The following is a 15,814-nucleotide window of genomic DNA, read 5'->3' as shown; positions in this document are numbered from 1 at the left end:
CGAAGGCGTACTGGACACTGGTGCTGACGGTTCCTGACGGAAGGGTCTGGACTGGGGCGGGGCAGAGGTTGTGGAGGGCGTTTGGCGGGTCACCACGGTCGAGGAGCAGTTGGCTCGTTACGCGCGCTGGCTGGAGACGCCCTGGTGGCGGGCGTTGGTGCCTGGGGATCCTGTCCGTTGACTCTTTCCGGGGTGGGGATGGAGGATGAGTGCTCGGCTACTTGGGGAGGTTCTGGTGGCGGAGGTTGTGCGGGCTGCGCTTGTTCAGACGTCTTGGACCGGTGACAAGGAGTCCATGGTCAAGGCGCATGAGGAGTACGCGCGGCAGGCGGCTGCTCAGGGTGCGCGGGTGATCTGTTTTCAGGAGCTGTTCTACGGGCCGTACTTCTGTCAGCAGCAGGACGCGGAATATTACGAGTACGCCGAGTCCGTACCGGGGCCGACGACCGAGCGGTTCGCGGCGCTGGCGAAGGAGCTCGGGATGGTGATGGTCCTGCCAGTGTACGAGCAGGAGCAGCCGGGCGTGCTGTACAACACGGCCGCCGTGATCGATGCCGATGGCACCTATCTGGGGAAGTACCGGAAGCACCACATCCCGCAGGTGAAGGGGTTCTGGGAGAAGTTCTACTTCCGGCCGGGCAACCTCGGGTACCCGGTGTTCGACACAGCGGTCGGCCGGATCGGCGTGTACATCTGCTACGACCGGCACTTCCCGGAGGGCTGGCGGGCGCTTGGGCTGGCCGGCGCGAAGATCGTGTTCAACCCGTCCGCGACCAGTCGCGGCTTGTCGGCGTACCTGTGGAAGCTGGAGCAGCCCGCGAGCGCGGTCGCGAACGAGTACTTCATCGGCGCGATCAACCGGGTCGGGATCGAGTCCGAGTTCGGCGACAACGACTTTTACGGTACGTCGTACTTCGTCGACCCGGAGGGCAAGTTCGTCGGCGAGGTCGGTCATGACCACGATCCGGAACTGATTGTCCGCGACCTGGACCTCAGCCTGCTGGACACGGTCCGCGACCGCTGGCAGTTCTACCGCGACCGCCGCCCGGACGCGTACGGAGACCTCACCAAGCCCTGAACGTCAACACGCGGACCGAGCCGTCAAAGGGGACAGCATGTCGTTGCTGGTCAAAGGTGGAACCGTCGTCGGACCGACCGGTACCCGGGTCGCGGACGTCCTGGTCGAGGGCGAGAAGATCGTCGCCGTACTGGACCCGTCGTACACCCCGCAGATCACCGCCAACGAGGTGATCGATGCCTCAGGCAAGTACGTGATCCCCGGCGGGATCGACGCGCACACGCACATGGAGATGCCCTTCGGCGGTACGTCGGCCAGCGACACGTTCGACACCGGCACCCGAGCCGCGGCGTACGGAGGCACCACCACGATCATCGACTTCGCGATCCAGCGCACCGGTGAAGTGGTGCAGGACGGCCTGGCGGCGTGGCACGCGAAGACCGACGGCGAATGCCACATCGACTACGCGTTCCACATGATCCTCGGCGGCGTCGACGCCGATGCGCTGAAGGCGATGGACCGACTCGTTGCCGACGAGGGCATCACCAGCTTCAAGTTGTTCATGGCGTACCCGGGGGTGTTCTACTCCGACGACGGCCAGATCTTGCGCGCGATGCAGACCGCCCGCGAGAACGGCGCGCTGATCATGATGCACGCCGAGAACGGGATCGCCATCGACGTACTCGTCCAACAGGCGCTCGAACGCGGCGAGACCGACCCGATCTACCATGGCATCACCCGCCCGGCCGCGCTCGAAGCGGAGGCGACGAACCGCGCGATCGCGCTCGCCGAGGTGGCCCAGGACTGCCCGCTGTACATCGTGCATCTGTCCGCGAGCCAGGCGCTGGCGAAGGTCGCCGAGGCCCGCGACCAGGGCCGGAACGTGTTCGCCGAGACCTGCCCGCAGTACCTGTACCTGACGCTCGAGGACCAGCTCGGCGCGCCCGGGTTCGAGGGCGCGAAGTGGGTTTGCTCGACGCCGCTGCGTAGCAAACACGAGTCGCACCAGCGCGACCTGTGGAAGGGCCTGCGGAACAACGACCTCGCGATCGTGTCCACCGACCACTGCCCGTTCTGTATGAAGGACCAGAAGGAGCTCGGCCTCGGCGACTTCTCGAAGATCCCGAACGGGATCGGTGGCGTCGAACACCGGGTAGACCTGGTTTTCCAGGGCGTCGTGGACGGTCAACTGTCGCTGGAGCGCTGGGTCGAGACGATCGCGACCACGCCGGCGCGGATGTTCGGTTTGTACCCGCAGAAGGGGATCGTGCAACCGGGTTCGGACGCGGACCTGGTGATCTACGACCCGAACGGCACAACCCGGATCGGTGCCGCGACGCATCACATGAACATGGACTACTCCGCGTACGAAGGGATCGAGATCAAGGGCCGGGTCGGTACGGTGATCTCCCGCGGCGAGGTGATCGTGGCCGACGGCAACTACCACGGCCGGAAGGGACGCGGTAAGTTCCTCAAGCGCGGCCTGTCGTCGTATCTCATGTAGGGGGAAGCCATGGACTTCGGTGTGGTGTTCCAGTGCGATCCGCCGGCGTCCGCGGTGGTGGAGCTGGCGCGGAAGGCGGAGGACGCCGGCTTCGGGTACGTGTGGACGTTCGACTCGCACCTGCTCTGGCAGGAGCCGTTCGTGATCTACACCCAGATCCTGGCCAGTACGCAGCGGGTGATCGTCGGGCCGATGGTGACCAACCCGGGGACGCGGGACTGGACCGTGATCGCGTCCCAGTTCGCGACGCTGAACGAGATGTTCGGCCCGCGGACGATCTGCGGCATCGGCCGCGGCGACTCGGCGTTGCGTACGCTCGGCGCGCAACCGGGCACGGTCGACGAGTTGAAGCAATGCGTCGAAGTGGTGCGTGGGCTCGCGCGCGGCGAGACCGTGGAGTACCGCGGGCAGCAGCTCAAGTTCCCGTGGATCGAGAACGGTGCGCTGGAGGTCTGGGTCGCCGCGTACGGGCCACGTGCTTTGAAGGCGACCGGTGAAGTCGGCGACGGGTACATCCTGCAACTGGCCGACCCGGATATCGCCGCCTGGATGATCGCGGCGGTACGGAGGTCCGCGGAGCAGGCCGGGCGGGATCCGATGGCGATCAAGTTCTGCGTGGCGGCGCCCGCGTATGTGGGTGCTGACGTCGCGCATCAGCGTGAGCAAACGCGCTGGTTCGGCGGGATGGTCGGGAACCATGTCGCGGACATCGTCGCGCGGTACGGGACGTCGGGGGCGGTGCCGCGGGCGCTGACCGAGTACATCGAGGGGCGGAAGGGGTACGACTACGCCGAGCACGGGCGGGCGGGGAATACGCATACCGACTTCGTGCCGGACGAGGTCGTGGATCGGTTCTGCATTCTCGGGCCGGTGGAGAACCACTTGGCGCGGCTGGCCGAGTTGAAGGAGCTCGGGGTGGATCAGTTCGCGCTGTACCTCCAGCACGATGCCAAGGAGGAGACTCTGGCCGCGTACGGGAAGGATGTGCTTCCGGCGATGCAGTGACCGCCGGAGACGCAGCCGACTACGCCGCCGATTGTGCGGCCGGTTACGGGGTCCAGCGGTAGGCGCCCGGGAGTAGATCGGTGGCCAGGACTGAGCGCGGGCCGTCTGGGGTCGGGAGGATGACGCGGATGGTCGGGTGGTAGTCGACCAGGACCTGGCGGTCGCGGCCGCAGGGGCCGACCACGCCGCGGCCTTCGTTGCCCACGGCCACGATGGTGGTCAGTTCGCGGGCACCTTCGGCGCGGGCGCGACCGAGGGCCACCAACTCGGCGCAGGGTCCGCCGGTGAAGTGGTACAGGTTGATGCCGACGTACATCCGGCCGTCGATCCCGCGCACCGCCGCGCCCATCGTGTACACGCCGTCCGGGCCGTCGGTGTTCGCGTCGACGGTCTGGCGGGCAAGCTCGATCAGCTCCCGGTCGTCGTCAGTCAGCGGGTCCATGCTCAACATGCCGCCAACTGTCGCACACCACCACTCCGCCCAGACCGGGCCTATCCCACCGCCCCACCAACCCTGCGCCCCGCCGAGCCTGAGCCCCGTCAATCCCGCTTTGTCGGCAGGTCGACTGGAGGTGTTCGGTGCGGCGGCGCGGTGTGCGGCTGATCCACGCCTGCCGCCCGCCGCGCCGGGCAGACACCTCCTGTCGAGCTGCCGATCTGTCGAGCTGTCAGGTCCTGTCAGCTGCTGGTGATCCGCTTGAGTTCGGCGTCCGCGACCGACTTGACGGTCTTGATCTCGGTGGCCGGGTCGGCGCCGGTGCGGATGATCTTGCTCAGTGCGTCGGTGTACGCGGTGCCGGCCTTCGGTGACCAGAGCAGCGGGTTCTGCGGGTGACCGTGGTCGTTGAGCAGCTTGACCGCGTCCGCCGCCGGGCCGGACTTCAGCTTCTCCGCCTTCTCCGACAAACTCTTCCGCGCCGGGATGTGGAACCCGTACGACTGGGCGAAGTCGAGCTGGTCGTCGGTCTGGTCGACCCACAGCCACTTCACGAACTTCTTCGCCGCCTCCACGTTCTTCGACTTCGCGTTCACCGCCGCCCCGTACGCGCCGACCGGGACACTCGGCTCGCCGGAAGTGGCGTTCAGCTTGGGCCAGGGGAGCACGCCGTAGTCGCCCGGCAGCGCCTTCTCGATCACCGGGAGCGTCCACAACCCGGTGAACTGCATGGCGGTCAGGCCCTGTGTGAACGCAGACGGGTCGGACCAGTCGGTCGGTGCCCCGAGCAACAGCACCTTCGAGGTCCACAGTTCGCGCAGCTTGCTCAGCGACTCGTACGCGGCCGGGTCGTCGAAGCCGAACTGGTGGTCGACGGTCAGGTAGTCCACGCCGGCCGACCAGAGCGCCGGCCCGCCGAGTACGCCGACGCCGCCGTCGTTGCCGACGAACAGGCCCTTGACCTTGTCCGTGGTCAGCTTCTTCGCGGCATCCAGCAACTCGTCGACGGTCTGCGGTGGTTGCAGGCCGGCCGCGCTGAGCAGGCTCTTGCGGTACACGAGCAGCTGCATGTCGATCACCTGCGGGATGCCGTACAGCTTGCCCTGGTACGACATCCGCTCGATCAGCGCCGAGTTGAAGTCACTGCGCGCGTCGCCGAGCAGATCGATCAGGTCGACCACCTGCTTGCCCTTGATCATGTCGATCGTCGGGCCGTTCCCGTACTCGAAGACGTCCGGCCCCTGATCGGTCAGCAGCGACGTCGACACCTTCTTGTCGTAGTCACCCGGGGACCACTGCACCGTCACGGTCGCGTCCGGGTACGCCTTCGCGTACCGCTCGACGGCCTGCTGCGTACCCGCCTCGCCGTACTGGTGGTACCACTGCTGAAGCGCCGCCTTGTCGCCGGACCCACCAGATCCGCCCGACGACGGCCGCCCCGAATTGGACCCGCATCCAGCCACCGCCATCGCCGCCAGCCCGGCACCCAGCCCGAGCACCCCCCGCCGGCTGATCCCAGCACCCGCCATCTCGCGTTCCTCCGTCCCGGCACGGTCCCACAGCCCGCGCATCCACCTGAGCCTAGAACCACCCAGGCGCAGTCCGGCCGCAATTCCGCTCCGCGAACGCCGCCTGAGCCGTCCGGTGCACACAACGATTTGATCAACTTGTATATACAGCAGTATCCAGCTATATATATGGACCCTAAGGTCGATGTCATGAAGACGCTGATCGACCTGGACGACGAGGTGCTCGCGCTGGCAGCAAAGGAGCTGGGGACAGTGACGAAGAAGGACACGGTGAATGCGGCGCTGGCCTTCGTGGCCAGGCGCCGGGAGCGGATCGAGGCGCTGCTCGACCAGCCGTTCGCGCTCGGCGTCGGCCCCGACATCGAGGATGCGGAGATCATGCGCGGGGCGCGTCGTTGAGCACGGTCGCCGCCGTCGGCAAGCTCTACCTCGTCGACACCTCGGCCCAGGCCCGGGTCAAGGACCCGTCGGTCCGCGCGATCATCGCGGGGCTGGTGATGGACCGGGCGGCGGCGACCTGCATCACGGTCGACCTGGAAGCCGGGTACTCAGGACGCAACCACGCTGACGTGAAGTCGATCGCCGATCGGCGGCGCGGGTTGTACGTCACGCTGCCGATCACCGAGGCCGTGGCCGAGCGCGCCCGTGAGGTGCAGGTGCGGATGGCGGCGCGGGGCAAGCATCGCGCGGCCGGGATCGTGGATGTGCTCACCGCGGCGGTTGCCGAAACCCACGGCGCCGTCGTGCTGCACTACGACGCCGACTTCGAGCACATCGCCGCCGTCACCGGCCAGCCTCACCTCTGGGTGGCGCCGCGCGGCTCACTGAACTGACCGTCCTAGGGTCGCGGCGGTCCGTGGGGCGGTGCTCAGGCCGGAGCGGGGGCTGGGGTGCCGTTGCCGGGGGCGGGGCGGGCGCCGGCTATCCGGGCTACGCCTTCGTCGGGTTTGCGGCCGGCGCGGCGGGCGGCTTCGACGTGTAAGCGGGCCAGCTCTACGGCCTGGCGGGAGACCTTGACGGTCTTCTTTTCAGCCATGGTCACTGTCTCCCTCGACGACCTCGATATCCGCGTCCGCGATATCAGCGTACGCGGCCGGACCGACCCGGTCGATCGCTACGGCAGCGGTCAGCGCGGCGACCAGGTCGTAGTCTTCCGGCTGTAACAGTTCGGATCTCATCAGTGAACGCAGCGTCACCACACCGGCGTCGGTCCCGGCGTCTTCACCCTCGAGGATCTGCTCGACCGCCCACCGGACCATCCGCATCGTCTCCTCGCGATGCCGCCAGGTGTCGAGCTCCCGGTCGGACTTCCGGGTCAGGTACGCCCCGAGCATCACGCCACCCAGAGCGAGCAGCGGGCTCAGTACTGTCATCACCACGCCGACGACCGAGATCCAGGTCGGAATCACAGGCACGTCCAGGTACGCATACGACTCCTCGAACTGTCTGACAATGACCGGCAACGTGATGGCCTTGAGCCGCCGAAGATGCTACGAAGAAGCATTCCACTCGCCACCGACAGGCCGGCGCGGCAGGCGACCAGGATGACAAGGAGCAGGCTCACCGTGACCGACGTTCCGGATCGCTACGACGTGTTCGTGCAGGGGACCGTGTTCCTCGACATCGTGATGACCGGTCTGGAGACCGCCCCGACCACCGGTACCGAGATCTTCGCCGAAGGGATGGGGTCCTGCCCCGGCGGCGTCGCGAACTTCGCGATCGCGGCCGCCCGGCTCGGCCTGCGCACCGGCCTGGCAGCGGTTTTCGGCGACGACGCGTACGCGGACTTCTGCTGGCGGACGCTCGCGGATCAGGAAGGTGTCGATCTTTCGCATTCGCGCCGGATCGGGCACTGGCATTCGCCGGTCACGGTGTCGATGTCGATCGACCGGGACCGGGCGATGGTCACACATGCCCACGAGGCGCCGGGCGACCCGAGCAAACTGGTCGGTCCCGGGCTGAACACCACGTCCGCGATCGTCCCGGTCGCCGACGAGCTGCCGGGCTGGACCGTCGAGGCGCGCGAGTCCGGCGCGCTGTTGTTCGGAGATGTCGGTTGGGACCCGACGGACGAGTGGTCGCCGGCGGTGCTGGACGTCCTGGACGGTTTCCACGCGTTCACGCCGAACGCGAGCGAGGCGATGGCGTACACCCGGACCGACACGCCCAAGGCCGCGCTGCACAAACTGGCCGAACGGGTGCCGCTCGCCGTCGTCACCAACGGCGCCGACGGCGTGCTCGCGATCGACTCGGCGACCGGTGAAGAGGAGCAGGTGCCGGCCTTGCCGGTCAGGTCCTACGACCCGACCGGCGCCGGCGACGTCTTCCTCGCCTCACTCGTCCTCGGCACGCTGCGCGGCTGGCCGCTCGCCCATCGCCTTGCCTTCGGCAACCTTTGCGCCGGGCTGTCCGTGCAGCACTTCGGCGGCTCGCTCGCCGCGCCCGGCTGGGGCGACATCATCGACTGGGTCCGCGACCACAGCCGGCACCGGCCGGGCGGCGTCGACCCCGACATCCTGCGGCACTACGCCTTCATCGGCGACGTGCTCCCGGCCGGCCCGGTCCCGATCGTCCGCCGCGCCTCCGCCACAATCGCCCGCCTCTCCGACGCCTGACGCGCCCTCGCCGACGCCTGACCAACCCTCGCCGACCCTCGACCGACGCTGCCCCGCGCCTGACCAGCACACCACCGCGACGAGGACGAGCAGGATGCCGCCGCCGAGGAAACCCCAGGACGGCGCGGCCCGGTCGAGCACCAACCCGGTAAGCGCTGCGCCGGCGGCCGAGCCAAGGTTGTTCGCGGTGTTGATCCACGTACTCGCCTCGGTGCGCTGGTGTGTCGGCGTGACGTCATCGGCAGCCAAGTACGACACGACGAAACACGGAGCAACCGCGACACCGGCGATCCCGAGTACGACCCCAAGCACAACCAGGTTCGTCACGAATGACGCCGCGATCAGCCCAGCAGCCAGTACGGCAATCAATCCACCGAGGTGAGTGGACCAAGAACGCGTGTGCTTCCGGCGCGCCCAAAGCACACCGCCGATCACACTGCCGCCAGCGATCGCGGCCTCGACGTACCCGGCCGCTCCGGGGCGTCCGGCATGCTGCGCGACACCGGCCACACACAAGTACGCCGCACTGACGCCCGACGCGGTGACCATGATGACGAGCAAAATCCGCCGCAGTCCGGGAAGTACCAGTGGGCCCAGCGGATGCCGGCTCGGCGCCGGGGCCGCGGTCTGCGTCGTCACCGGACTCGTCACCATCGCGACCGTTCCGACGAACAGCAGCGCGGCCGAGCAGTTCAAAGCGGCCGCTGCGGACACCCAGCTGATCAGGGTGCCGGCGATCAGCGGTCCACCAAGGAAAAGGCATTCCTCGGCAACCGCATCAAGCGCGTACGCGCGTTCTTTCAGTACTGAATGCTCAGTGAGCCGGCGCCAGTTCGCCCGCATCGACGGTCCCAAAGGAGGAGCGAGCAATCCGGTTACACCGACAAGGAGCAGTACGGACGTACGCGTCGTGCCGATCGTGGTGACGCCGACGAGACCCGCGGATGCGCCCGCGGCGAGGAAGGGGAGTACGCGACGCTGGCTGTACCGGTCGACGAGCCGCGCCTTGTACGGCATCGACAACGACATCAGACCGAACACGGCGACCGCCGCACCGGCCGTGGCGAACGAGCCGGTCGAATGACGGACAGTGATGAGCAAGGACAACGGGAGCAGGCCGTACGCCAGCCGGCCGAACAACGCGGGCACGAAGGTGCGCAGCGCCGACGGCAGCAGCAGGACGTCGCGGTAGCTCCCGGCACGAGTGGTGCCGGACACGAGAACGCTCCTGGAGATTCGTGACGGAAGGGGCTCGACCGCGCGGATGATCCGCGGACGGGAGCCACCGTTAGTCACGAAGGAAAGACATGCCGGAAAGCGTACGCGACCCGCGCCCCGGCTGCACCTTCGCCGCACTGCCCGGCCGGCGTCATCGCCGCCCGGACTGCATGCTTCGCCGGGTATCGGACGTGGCCGTACGGACCGGCACGCCTGGTCGGCGGCACGCCCGGGACCGCCTAGACTGATCGCCGGCCGCTCCGGTGGCGTACGGTGCCCTTCGTGGTTACCGTCGCGCTACTCCCTGTTCCCGACCACGGCCGGATGAATCCGTGATCCGCTTCGAGAATGTCTCCAAGACGTACGAGGGCCAGACCAGGGCCGCTCTGCTGAACGTCAACGTCGAGATCGAAAAAGGCGAGTTCGTCTTCCTGGTCGGTACCTCCGGGTCCGGCAAGTCGACGTTCCTGCGCCTGGTGCTGCGTGAGCATCGCACCTCCAAGGGCCACATCATGGTGGCCGGCAAGGACCTGAACCGGCTGGCCAGCTGGCGGATCCCGCAGATGCGCCGGCAGATCGGAACCGTGTTCCAGGACTTCCGGCTGCTGCCGAACAAGACCGTCGCGGAGAACGTCGCGTTCGCGCTGCAGGTGATCGGCAAGCCGCGCTCGCACATCCGCAAGACCGTGCCCGAGGTGCTCGAGCTGGTCGGTCTGGACGGCAAGGAGGACCGGCTCCCGGACGAGCTGTCCGGTGGTGAGCAGCAGCGGGTCGCGATCGCGCGTGCGTTCGTGAACCGGCCGATGATCCTGATCGCCGACGAGCCGACCGGAAACCTGGACCCGGGTACGTCGGTGGGCATCATGAAGTTGCTGGACCGGATCAACCGGACCGGCACCACCGTCGTGATGGCCACCCACGACGTGTCCATCGTCGACCAGATGCGCAAGCGCGTGATCGAGCTGGAGAACGGTCATGTCGTCCGCGACGAGTCGCGCGGCGTCTACGGCTACCAGCACTGACCAGGGGACTGACTAACAGATGCGCTTGAACTACATCCTCTCCGACCTCGGGATCGGCCTGAAGCGGAACCTGTCGATGACGATCGCGGTCGTCGTCACCATCTGGGTCTCGCTGTCGCTGTTCGGCAGCGCGCTGCTCGCCCGCGAGCAGGTCGACCTGATGAAGGGGAACTGGTACGACAAGATCCAGATCTCGGTCTTCCTCTGCACCAAGGACTCCGGCGGCCGCGGCTGCTCCGGCACCGAGGTGACCCAGGAGCAGAAGAACCGGATCCAGCAGGTGATCGAGACGAACCCGGACACCGCTCCGGACGGCGTCTTCACCGAGTCGAAGGCGCAGGCGTTCGAGTCGTTCAAGAAGCTGTACAAGGACTCGCCGATCGTCAGCACGGTCACCCAGGACCAGATGCAGGAGTCCTTCCGGGTCAAGCTGAAAGATCCTCAGAAGTACCAGAACCTGGTCAGTGCGGTCGCCGGACTGCCCGGGGTGGATACCGTCCAGGATCTGCGGCAGTACCTGGATCCGTTGTTCAAGGCCCTCAACGGCTTGCAAGTCGGTGCGCTGATCGCGGCCGGCCTGTTGCTGGTCGCCGCGCTGATGCAGATCTCGAACACGATCCGGCTGGCCGCGTACGCCCGCAGACGTGAGATAGGCATCATGCGCCTGGTGGGCGCGTCGAACTTCTATATCCAGTTGCCGTTCCTCCTGGAGGCGGTGCTGGCCGCCTTGGTGGGCGCGGTCTTTGCCTGCGCGACCCTCTGGGTCGGCGTGTACTTCGTGGTCATGCAGCGGGCCCAGGAGACGTTCCGGGTCTGGCAGTGGGTCGGAGCGACCGAAACCTTCCGCGCCACCCTGATCATGGTCGTGGCCGGCCTGATCCTGGCCGTGATCCCGACATTCCTGACAACGCGGAAATACCTCAAAGTCTGACCCGGGTGACCTATCGTGCAGTATCAGGAGTCACAGCAGCACCAGCCGTGACTCCTGCACCGCACAATTTCATCCACAGCAAGGGGTCGACCTGTGGTCCCGCACTTCCCCGGTGCGAACCCGCCTGAGCGGGCGCGCATCAAGCGAGACGACAGCACCGGTACCCCCGCCGCGCCGTACCAGCGATCACGTTTGCGACCGCAGGGCCGGCCAACGGTGGTCGCCGCATGCTGCCTTGTCCTGTCCCTGTCCGCCGGAGTTCTGGCGGCGGTTCCGTCCGCGCCGTTCGCGGCCGCGAAACCGCCGGATCCAGCCGCCAAGAAGAAGCAACTCGACTCGAAGATCAACCAGCAGAAGGCTGATCTCGACGACGCGTCCGACCAGCTCGGCAAATCCGTTGCCGCGTACAACCAGGCCGAGACGAAGTACCAGGCCGTCCAGGCCCGGTATGCCGCCGCCCAGGGTCAGCTGGCCGCCGCGAAGGCCGCCGATGCCGTTGCCGCAGGCAAGCTCGCGGCCGCCGAGGCGGCACTGAAGAGCGCGGTCGCCGACGTCGAGGCCGGCGAGAAGCTGATCGCCGAGAAGCGGGCGGTCGCCGGTCGGGCGGTCCGCTCGGCGTACCAGCAGCAGAACACGCTGGTCGGGCTGTCGATCGCGCTCCGCGGCGCGGCGCCGGCCGACATCGCCACCGGGATGCAGGTCCAGCGGAACGTGTTCGGCATTCAGGGCAATGCGATCACCAACCTGAACAACGCGCAGGCGCAGCTCGCCAGCAAGCGGGTCAAGGTCGCCGCCGCGGAGAAGGACGCCGCGGCCGCCCGGGTGGCTTCGGCGGCGACGGTACGCAAAGTCACCGAGCTGACCAAGCAGGTCGCGGCCGACAAGGCCGAGGCCGCGACGGTGGCGAAGGTGAAGCTGGTCGCGTACAAGGCGGCCGAGAAGGAGAAGAACAGCGAGCTCGCGCAGTACAACTCGCTGCTCCGGGAGCGCGGCCGGGTCGAGGCGTTGCTGGCCGCTCGCGCGAAGGCGGAGAAGGCGGCCGCGGCGCGGCGGAAGGCGGCTGCCGAGAAGGCCGAGCGGGAGAAGGCGCGCAAGGAGCACCGGCCGCCGCGGAACATCCCGGACCCGGTGTCCAACGGTGGCGGGCGGCTCGGGTATCCGGTCAGCAGTTACATCACGTCACCGTACGGGATGCGCTTTCACCCCGTACTGCACTACTGGAAGCTGCACGACGGCACCGACTTCCGCGCACCGTGCGGTACGCCGGTCCGCGCGGCCGCGGATGGTGTGGTGACCGACAAGTACTTCAACGGTGGTTACGGAAATCGGCTGTTCATTTCACACGGTGTGATGGACGGGTCTTCGATCACGACCGTGTACAACCACCTGTCGAAGTACAAGGCGCATGTCGGCGAGCGCGTACGCAAGGGCGAGATCATCGCGTGGTCCGGCACCACCGGGTACTCGACCGGGTGCCATCTGCACTTCATGGTGTACAAGGACGGCAACGTCGTTAATCCGATGGGGTGGCTCTGAGCTACCTGCGATACTGGTCGGATGGTGAAACAGACCGGCCGGGACAAGCCGATCGCGCAGAACCGTAAGGCGCGACACGACTACCACATCGAGGACGTGGTGGAGGCCGGGCTGGTGCTGACCGGGACCGAGGTCAAGTCCCTGCGCCAAGGCCGGGCCTCCCTCGTCGACGCGTTCGCCGCGGTGCGTGGGAACGAGCTCTGGCTGCAGGGCATGCACATTCCTGAGTACAAGCACGGCACGTGGACCAACCACGAGCCGCGACGCACCCGGAAGCTGCTGCTGCACAAGGACGAGGTCCAGAAACTCATCCGCGAGGTCGAGCAGCAGGGCGTCTCGCTGATCCCGCTCTCCCTGTACTTCAAGGACGGCTACGCCAAGGTCGAGCTGGCCACCGGCCGAGGCAAGAAGGACTACGACAAACGCCACGCCCTGGCCGAACGCCAAGCCAACCGAGAAGCCCAAAGAGCCCTCTCCGACCGAAACCGCCACTGACCCCTGTGGATATCCGGCTCTTCTGACTGATGTGTGGGTCAGGTCGAGCGGGATGTTCCGGAGGGTTGTCGGGTGCGGGTCGCCCGGCGGTTCAGTACCCAGCTGCCAAGTGCGGTCCGGCACGCTGGTACACGATCGGTTACTTGGGAAGGAACCATCTCGCCGGGGTTGTTGTGGAGCCTTTTCCTGCAATAGCGCCAGAAAAGCTCCTGCCCGTCGCGGAAAAGGCTCCCACGACGGTGCAGTACCGCGTTGTGGGCACGGTGTGGTGCGGGTGGCTGGAGTTGCGGGGTGAGGTGCGCCGTTGGACAGGAGGTATGCGTTGAGTGGGTAGTGCACTTGAGCGTGAAGGGGCCAAGGTGTACGGCGTCTCAGGGGCGCACTACCTGTCGAGCCGCCGATTGCGCGCTGCGAGCACGGCCGAGCACAGCCGCCCTGTGCGGTCCCGGCCCTCAAACCTGCCGGCCCGCGGGCAACTGCTGGACCGTGAACACTTGGCGGGGGCCGTGAGAGCAGGTGTCCGAACCCTCCACGGAACGTTCACGCTCCACCGGAAGACTCGACCACGGCTTGAAACGGTTGTCCGGATATCGACTCTTGCGGCGGGTTCTCCACCGGTACACCTATGGAGCACCCACCGCGGTTGTGGATAACCACGTCGACGGGTTGGTGGAACTGGATACGCTCAAGCAGGAAGAACAGGGGCGTGGCGGCGCCGCCCGAGGTGGGGGTGGGGTTGGGTCAGGGGTTGGTCCGGGCTGAACCGGATGGGGTGGGCGGGCTGGGGCGCGCACAGTGGAGGTATGTCCACTTCAGAGTTGCTGGTGACCTCGGCGCAGCGGGATCGGGCCGTCGAGATCCTCAAAGAGATGTACGCCGACGGCCGCCTCGACCACACGGAGTTCGACCTCCGGCTGGACAAGGCGCTGAACTCCCGCACCCGCGCCGAGCTGAACAGCACGTTCGACGGACTGGTCGCGCGCCCGGTACCGACCTTCGCTCCGGCCGCGTTCACCCGGCCCGCGCCGCTGAAGCAGTACCAGGGTGACGGTCGCGGCATGGGCACGATCGCGCACTGGCTCGGGTACCCGACGTTCTTCGTCGGCCCGGCCCTCGTCGTCGCCACCGCCGGCCAGAAGAACCCGGCCGTACGCAAACACGCGGTCGAGGCGCTGAACTTCCAGCTCACCGCGACCGGCGCGTTCGCCCTGCTCGGCGTCATCTCCGGCTTCACCCACGGGTTCACCGGGTTCCTGTTCCCGATCCTCGGCATCCTCTGGTTCATGCTCACCGGCATCGGCGGCCTGGCCACCGCGGCCAGCGGCAAGTTCCGGTACCCGTTCACGCTGCGCCTGATCAAGTAGCCCAGCGCCCCGCGCGGGAATGTGGGATGCGGTTCGGCGGTTGGACTTGGTAGTGTGGACCTTCCACCAACCCTCCGGGGCGGGTGGGAGTTTGAAAACTCAACAGGGGGTGAACGGTTTCGACTTTGGACGTATGTTCCAAGGGAAGCGGGCCGAGGATCCAGGGTTATCTCGTTAACGATCTCTGGAAACCAATAAGTGCCAATACAAAGCGCACTGACCTCGCTCTCGCCGCCTGACGGCCTGAGCACTTAAAGAGGTGGTCAGCCCGGGGATGCTCTCGCCCCGGTTCCTGGCCTCATTTAGAGAGCTTGCTGTGCTAGCCCGGTCACGGGGTTAGTACGGGACATTTACAGTGACTGAGCCTGTCAGCGAGATGTCTGTCCAAACGCTGGGGCTGAGAAAAGCGCCATTCAGACTGCGCCCGGAGAAGCCTTGAAGCAACGCCGAAGGACGCGGGTTCGATTCCCGCCACCTCCACCCCTTGAGAACGCGCAGGCCAGCCCCCGCTGCCCTGCGCGTTCTGCTGTCTACAACCTCTTCGTTCGCCGTTGCTCAAGTGGAAGGCGGCGCGTGCACGGACGCAGGAATCAACGTGCACGCGCCGCCGCTCAGGGTGCGGGCCGGCGCTCGAACCAGAGGCCTGCACCACGCCTGCGCGTTGCTCTTCGACCTCCGATAGGTCTCGCCCTTAGCAATGGTCCACCCGCACCCGCGCTCGCATTGCCGGTCAGCGTGGCTGCAGTACTCGACGAACCCCTGGCTGAATGCTCGCGGCGGGGTGCCTGCTACCGATCCGCGGAACGAGGCCCGAGCTGGGCAGGGCCTAGCTGTCGAGCCACTGGGCGCCGTCCGTGTCGCGGTGGTAGCCGTGGTGATGGCCTAGTACGCACGGTTTCCCCGTGGTGGGATGGACGCCATCGCAGTCGAGATCTTGGGCGGCCTTCAGGACCGGCCACTCCCGTGTACGCAGTTCGGTGTGGTTCATCGCGTTCCGCTCCCCGGTGAAGACGTGCCAGTAGAACGGTCAAGGCGACGGGGCAGGGAATCGACGCAACCGTCCCGCACAAGGCTTCGAGGTCAACCCGTCAGCCTGACCAGAGCAAAACCGTAGAACCGGATGCAGCGATCGCACCACAAG

The 15,814-nt window shown here is 67.0% G+C and carries 16 protein-coding genes, 1 other RNA gene and 1 pseudogene; 12 read left to right on the top strand and 6 right to left on the bottom strand.

What is annotated here, in order from left to right:
• Nucleotides 1-235: 235 nt before the first annotated feature.
• The 3 genes from ABD260_RS18170 to ABD260_RS18160 are packed head-to-tail and all read left to right on the top strand — an operon-like array spanning nucleotide 236 to nucleotide 3,527.
• Nucleotides 236-1,078 carry a nitrilase-related carbon-nitrogen hydrolase gene (locus ABD260_RS18170; protein ID WP_344234768.1) on the top strand — a complete coding sequence of 281 codons (843 nt, stop codon included), beginning with the start codon at nucleotides 236-238 and terminating at the stop codon, nucleotides 1,076-1,078.
• A 37-nt stretch (nucleotides 1,079-1,115) separates the two neighbouring features.
• Nucleotides 1,116-2,522: a dihydropyrimidinase gene (gene hydA, locus ABD260_RS18165; RefSeq protein ID WP_344234767.1), complete on the top strand. Its 1,407-nt coding sequence runs from the start codon at nucleotides 1,116-1,118 to the stop codon at nucleotides 2,520-2,522.
• A gap of 9 nt (nucleotides 2,523-2,531) precedes the next feature.
• On the top strand, nucleotides 2,532-3,527 hold the full coding sequence (locus ABD260_RS18160) for a TIGR03842 family LLM class F420-dependent oxidoreductase (RefSeq protein WP_344234766.1): 996 nt from the start codon (nucleotides 2,532-2,534) through the stop codon (nucleotides 3,525-3,527).
• A 43-nt stretch (nucleotides 3,528-3,570) separates the two neighbouring features.
• On the opposite strand, the gene ABD260_RS18155 is transcribed toward ABD260_RS18160, so the two are convergent.
• Together ABD260_RS18155 and ABD260_RS18150 are read right to left on the bottom strand one after the other, a co-directional pair.
• Entirely contained in the window at nucleotides 3,571-3,978 is a 408-nt protein-coding gene (locus ABD260_RS18155) for a cytidine deaminase family protein (RefSeq protein ID WP_344234765.1), read from the bottom strand.
• 227 nt (nucleotides 3,979-4,205) lie between these two features.
• Complete coding sequence (locus ABD260_RS18150) at nucleotides 4,206-5,534, bottom strand: ABC transporter substrate-binding protein (RefSeq protein WP_344234764.1); 1,329 nt, start codon at nucleotides 5,532-5,534, stop codon at nucleotides 4,206-4,208.
• A 147-nt stretch (nucleotides 5,535-5,681) separates the two neighbouring features.
• Between ABD260_RS18150 and ABD260_RS18145 the strand changes: the two genes are divergently transcribed.
• A complete protein-coding gene (locus ABD260_RS18145) occupies nucleotides 5,682-5,891 on the top strand; it encodes a type II toxin-antitoxin system VapB family antitoxin (protein WP_344234763.1) in 210 nt (69 codons plus the stop codon).
• The gene (locus tag ABD260_RS18140; RefSeq protein WP_344234762.1) at nucleotides 5,888-6,325 is read left to right on the top strand and encodes a PIN domain-containing protein; all 438 of its coding nucleotides are present in this window, start codon (nucleotides 5,888-5,890) and stop codon (nucleotides 6,323-6,325) included. Before ABD260_RS18145 ends, ABD260_RS18140 begins: the two co-directional genes overlap by 4 nt.
• Before the next feature lie 35 nt (nucleotides 6,326-6,360).
• On the opposite strand, the gene ABD260_RS18135 is transcribed toward ABD260_RS18140, so the two are convergent.
• Together ABD260_RS18135 and ABD260_RS18130 are read right to left on the bottom strand one after the other, a co-directional pair.
• The gene (locus ABD260_RS18135; RefSeq protein ID WP_344234761.1) at nucleotides 6,361-6,528 is read right to left on the bottom strand and encodes a hypothetical protein; all 168 of its coding nucleotides are present in this window, start codon (nucleotides 6,526-6,528) and stop codon (nucleotides 6,361-6,363) included.
• On the bottom strand, nucleotides 6,521-6,955 hold the full coding sequence (locus ABD260_RS18130) for a hypothetical protein (RefSeq protein ID WP_344234760.1): 435 nt from the start codon (nucleotides 6,953-6,955) through the stop codon (nucleotides 6,521-6,523). Before ABD260_RS18130 ends, ABD260_RS18135 begins: the two co-directional genes overlap by 8 nt.
• Before the next feature lie 102 nt (nucleotides 6,956-7,057).
• Between ABD260_RS18130 and ABD260_RS18125 the strand changes: the two genes are divergently transcribed.
• Nucleotides 7,058-8,107: a carbohydrate kinase family protein gene (locus ABD260_RS18125; protein ID WP_344234759.1), complete on the top strand. Its 1,050-nt coding sequence runs from the start codon at nucleotides 7,058-7,060 to the stop codon at nucleotides 8,105-8,107.
• Between the two features lie 72 nt (nucleotides 8,108-8,179).
• Here the strand turns inward: ABD260_RS18125 and ABD260_RS18120 are convergent.
• Nucleotides 8,180-9,256 (bottom strand): annotated as a pseudogene (locus tag ABD260_RS18120) (MFS transporter); the annotation flags it as partial.
• A gap of 401 nt (nucleotides 9,257-9,657) precedes the next feature.
• Here ABD260_RS18120 and ftsE point away from each other — a divergent pair.
• The 6 genes from ftsE (at nucleotide 9,658) to ssrA (ending at nucleotide 15,156) form a co-directional block, all read left to right on the top strand.
• On the top strand, nucleotides 9,658-10,347 hold the full coding sequence (ftsE, locus tag ABD260_RS18115) for a cell division ATP-binding protein FtsE (RefSeq protein WP_184836010.1): 690 nt from the start codon (nucleotides 9,658-9,660) through the stop codon (nucleotides 10,345-10,347).
• Between the two features lie 19 nt (nucleotides 10,348-10,366).
• The gene (gene ftsX, locus ABD260_RS18110) at nucleotides 10,367-11,278 is read left to right on the top strand and encodes a permease-like cell division protein FtsX (protein WP_344234758.1); all 912 of its coding nucleotides are present in this window, start codon (nucleotides 10,367-10,369) and stop codon (nucleotides 11,276-11,278) included.
• 192 nt (nucleotides 11,279-11,470) lie between these two features.
• Complete coding sequence (locus ABD260_RS18105; protein ID WP_344234757.1) at nucleotides 11,471-12,814, top strand: peptidoglycan DD-metalloendopeptidase family protein; 1,344 nt, start codon at nucleotides 11,471-11,473, stop codon at nucleotides 12,812-12,814.
• A gap of 21 nt (nucleotides 12,815-12,835) precedes the next feature.
• A complete protein-coding gene (gene smpB / locus ABD260_RS18100; RefSeq protein ID WP_344234756.1) occupies nucleotides 12,836-13,309 on the top strand; it encodes an SsrA-binding protein SmpB in 474 nt (157 codons plus the stop codon).
• A gap of 803 nt (nucleotides 13,310-14,112) precedes the next feature.
• Nucleotides 14,113-14,673, top strand: coding sequence for a DUF1707 and DUF4870 domain-containing protein (locus ABD260_RS18095; RefSeq protein WP_344234755.1), 561 nt, complete (start codon nucleotides 14,113-14,115; stop codon nucleotides 14,671-14,673).
• Nucleotides 14,674-14,778: 105 nt separating this feature from the next.
• Nucleotides 14,779-15,156: a transfer-messenger RNA gene (gene ssrA, locus ABD260_RS18090) on the top strand.
• Nucleotides 15,157-15,499: 343 nt separating this feature from the next.
• On the opposite strand, the gene ABD260_RS18085 is transcribed toward ssrA, so the two are convergent.
• Nucleotides 15,500-15,661, bottom strand: coding sequence for a hypothetical protein (locus ABD260_RS18085; protein WP_344234754.1), 162 nt, complete (start codon nucleotides 15,659-15,661; stop codon nucleotides 15,500-15,502).
• Nucleotides 15,662-15,814: the final 153 nt, after the last annotated feature.

This window comes from Kribbella hippodromi (genome assembly GCF_039531045.1).
Classification (GTDB): domain Bacteria; phylum Actinomycetota; class Actinomycetes; order Propionibacteriales; family Kribbellaceae; genus Kribbella; species Kribbella hippodromi.
The sequence above is the reverse complement of the archived record's forward strand: the minus strand, read 5'-3'. Positions and strand labels throughout refer to the sequence as shown.

What these genes read in the sequence shown, in the direction of transcription:
- hydA (WP_344234767.1), top strand. Translation starts at nt 1,116, where the DNA reads ATGTCGTTGCTGGTCAAAGGTGGAACCGTCGTCGGACCGACCGGTACC.
- ABD260_RS18160 (WP_344234766.1), top strand. Translation starts at nt 2,532, where the DNA reads ATGGACTTCGGTGTGGTGTTCCAGTGCGATCCGCCGGCGTCCGCGGTG.
- ABD260_RS18155 (WP_344234765.1), bottom strand. Translation starts at nt 3,978, where the DNA reads ATGTTGAGCATGGACCCGCTGACTGACGACGACCGGGAGCTGATCGAG.
- ABD260_RS18150 (WP_344234764.1), bottom strand. Translation starts at nt 5,534, where the DNA reads ATGCGCGGGCTGTGGGACCGTGCCGGGACGGAGGAACGCGAGATGGCG.
- ABD260_RS18145 (WP_344234763.1), top strand. Translation starts at nt 5,682, where the DNA reads ATGAAGACGCTGATCGACCTGGACGACGAGGTGCTCGCGCTGGCAGCA.
- ABD260_RS18135 (WP_344234761.1), bottom strand. Translation starts at nt 6,528, where the DNA reads ATGGCTGAAAAGAAGACCGTCAAGGTCTCCCGCCAGGCCGTAGAGCTG.
- ftsX (WP_344234758.1), top strand. Translation starts at nt 10,367, where the DNA reads ATGCGCTTGAACTACATCCTCTCCGACCTCGGGATCGGCCTGAAGCGG.
- smpB (WP_344234756.1), top strand. Translation starts at nt 12,836, where the DNA reads ATGGTGAAACAGACCGGCCGGGACAAGCCGATCGCGCAGAACCGTAAG.
- ABD260_RS18095 (WP_344234755.1), top strand. Translation starts at nt 14,113, where the DNA reads ATGTCCACTTCAGAGTTGCTGGTGACCTCGGCGCAGCGGGATCGGGCC.
- ABD260_RS18085 (WP_344234754.1), bottom strand. Translation starts at nt 15,661, where the DNA reads ATGAACCACACCGAACTGCGTACACGGGAGTGGCCGGTCCTGAAGGCC.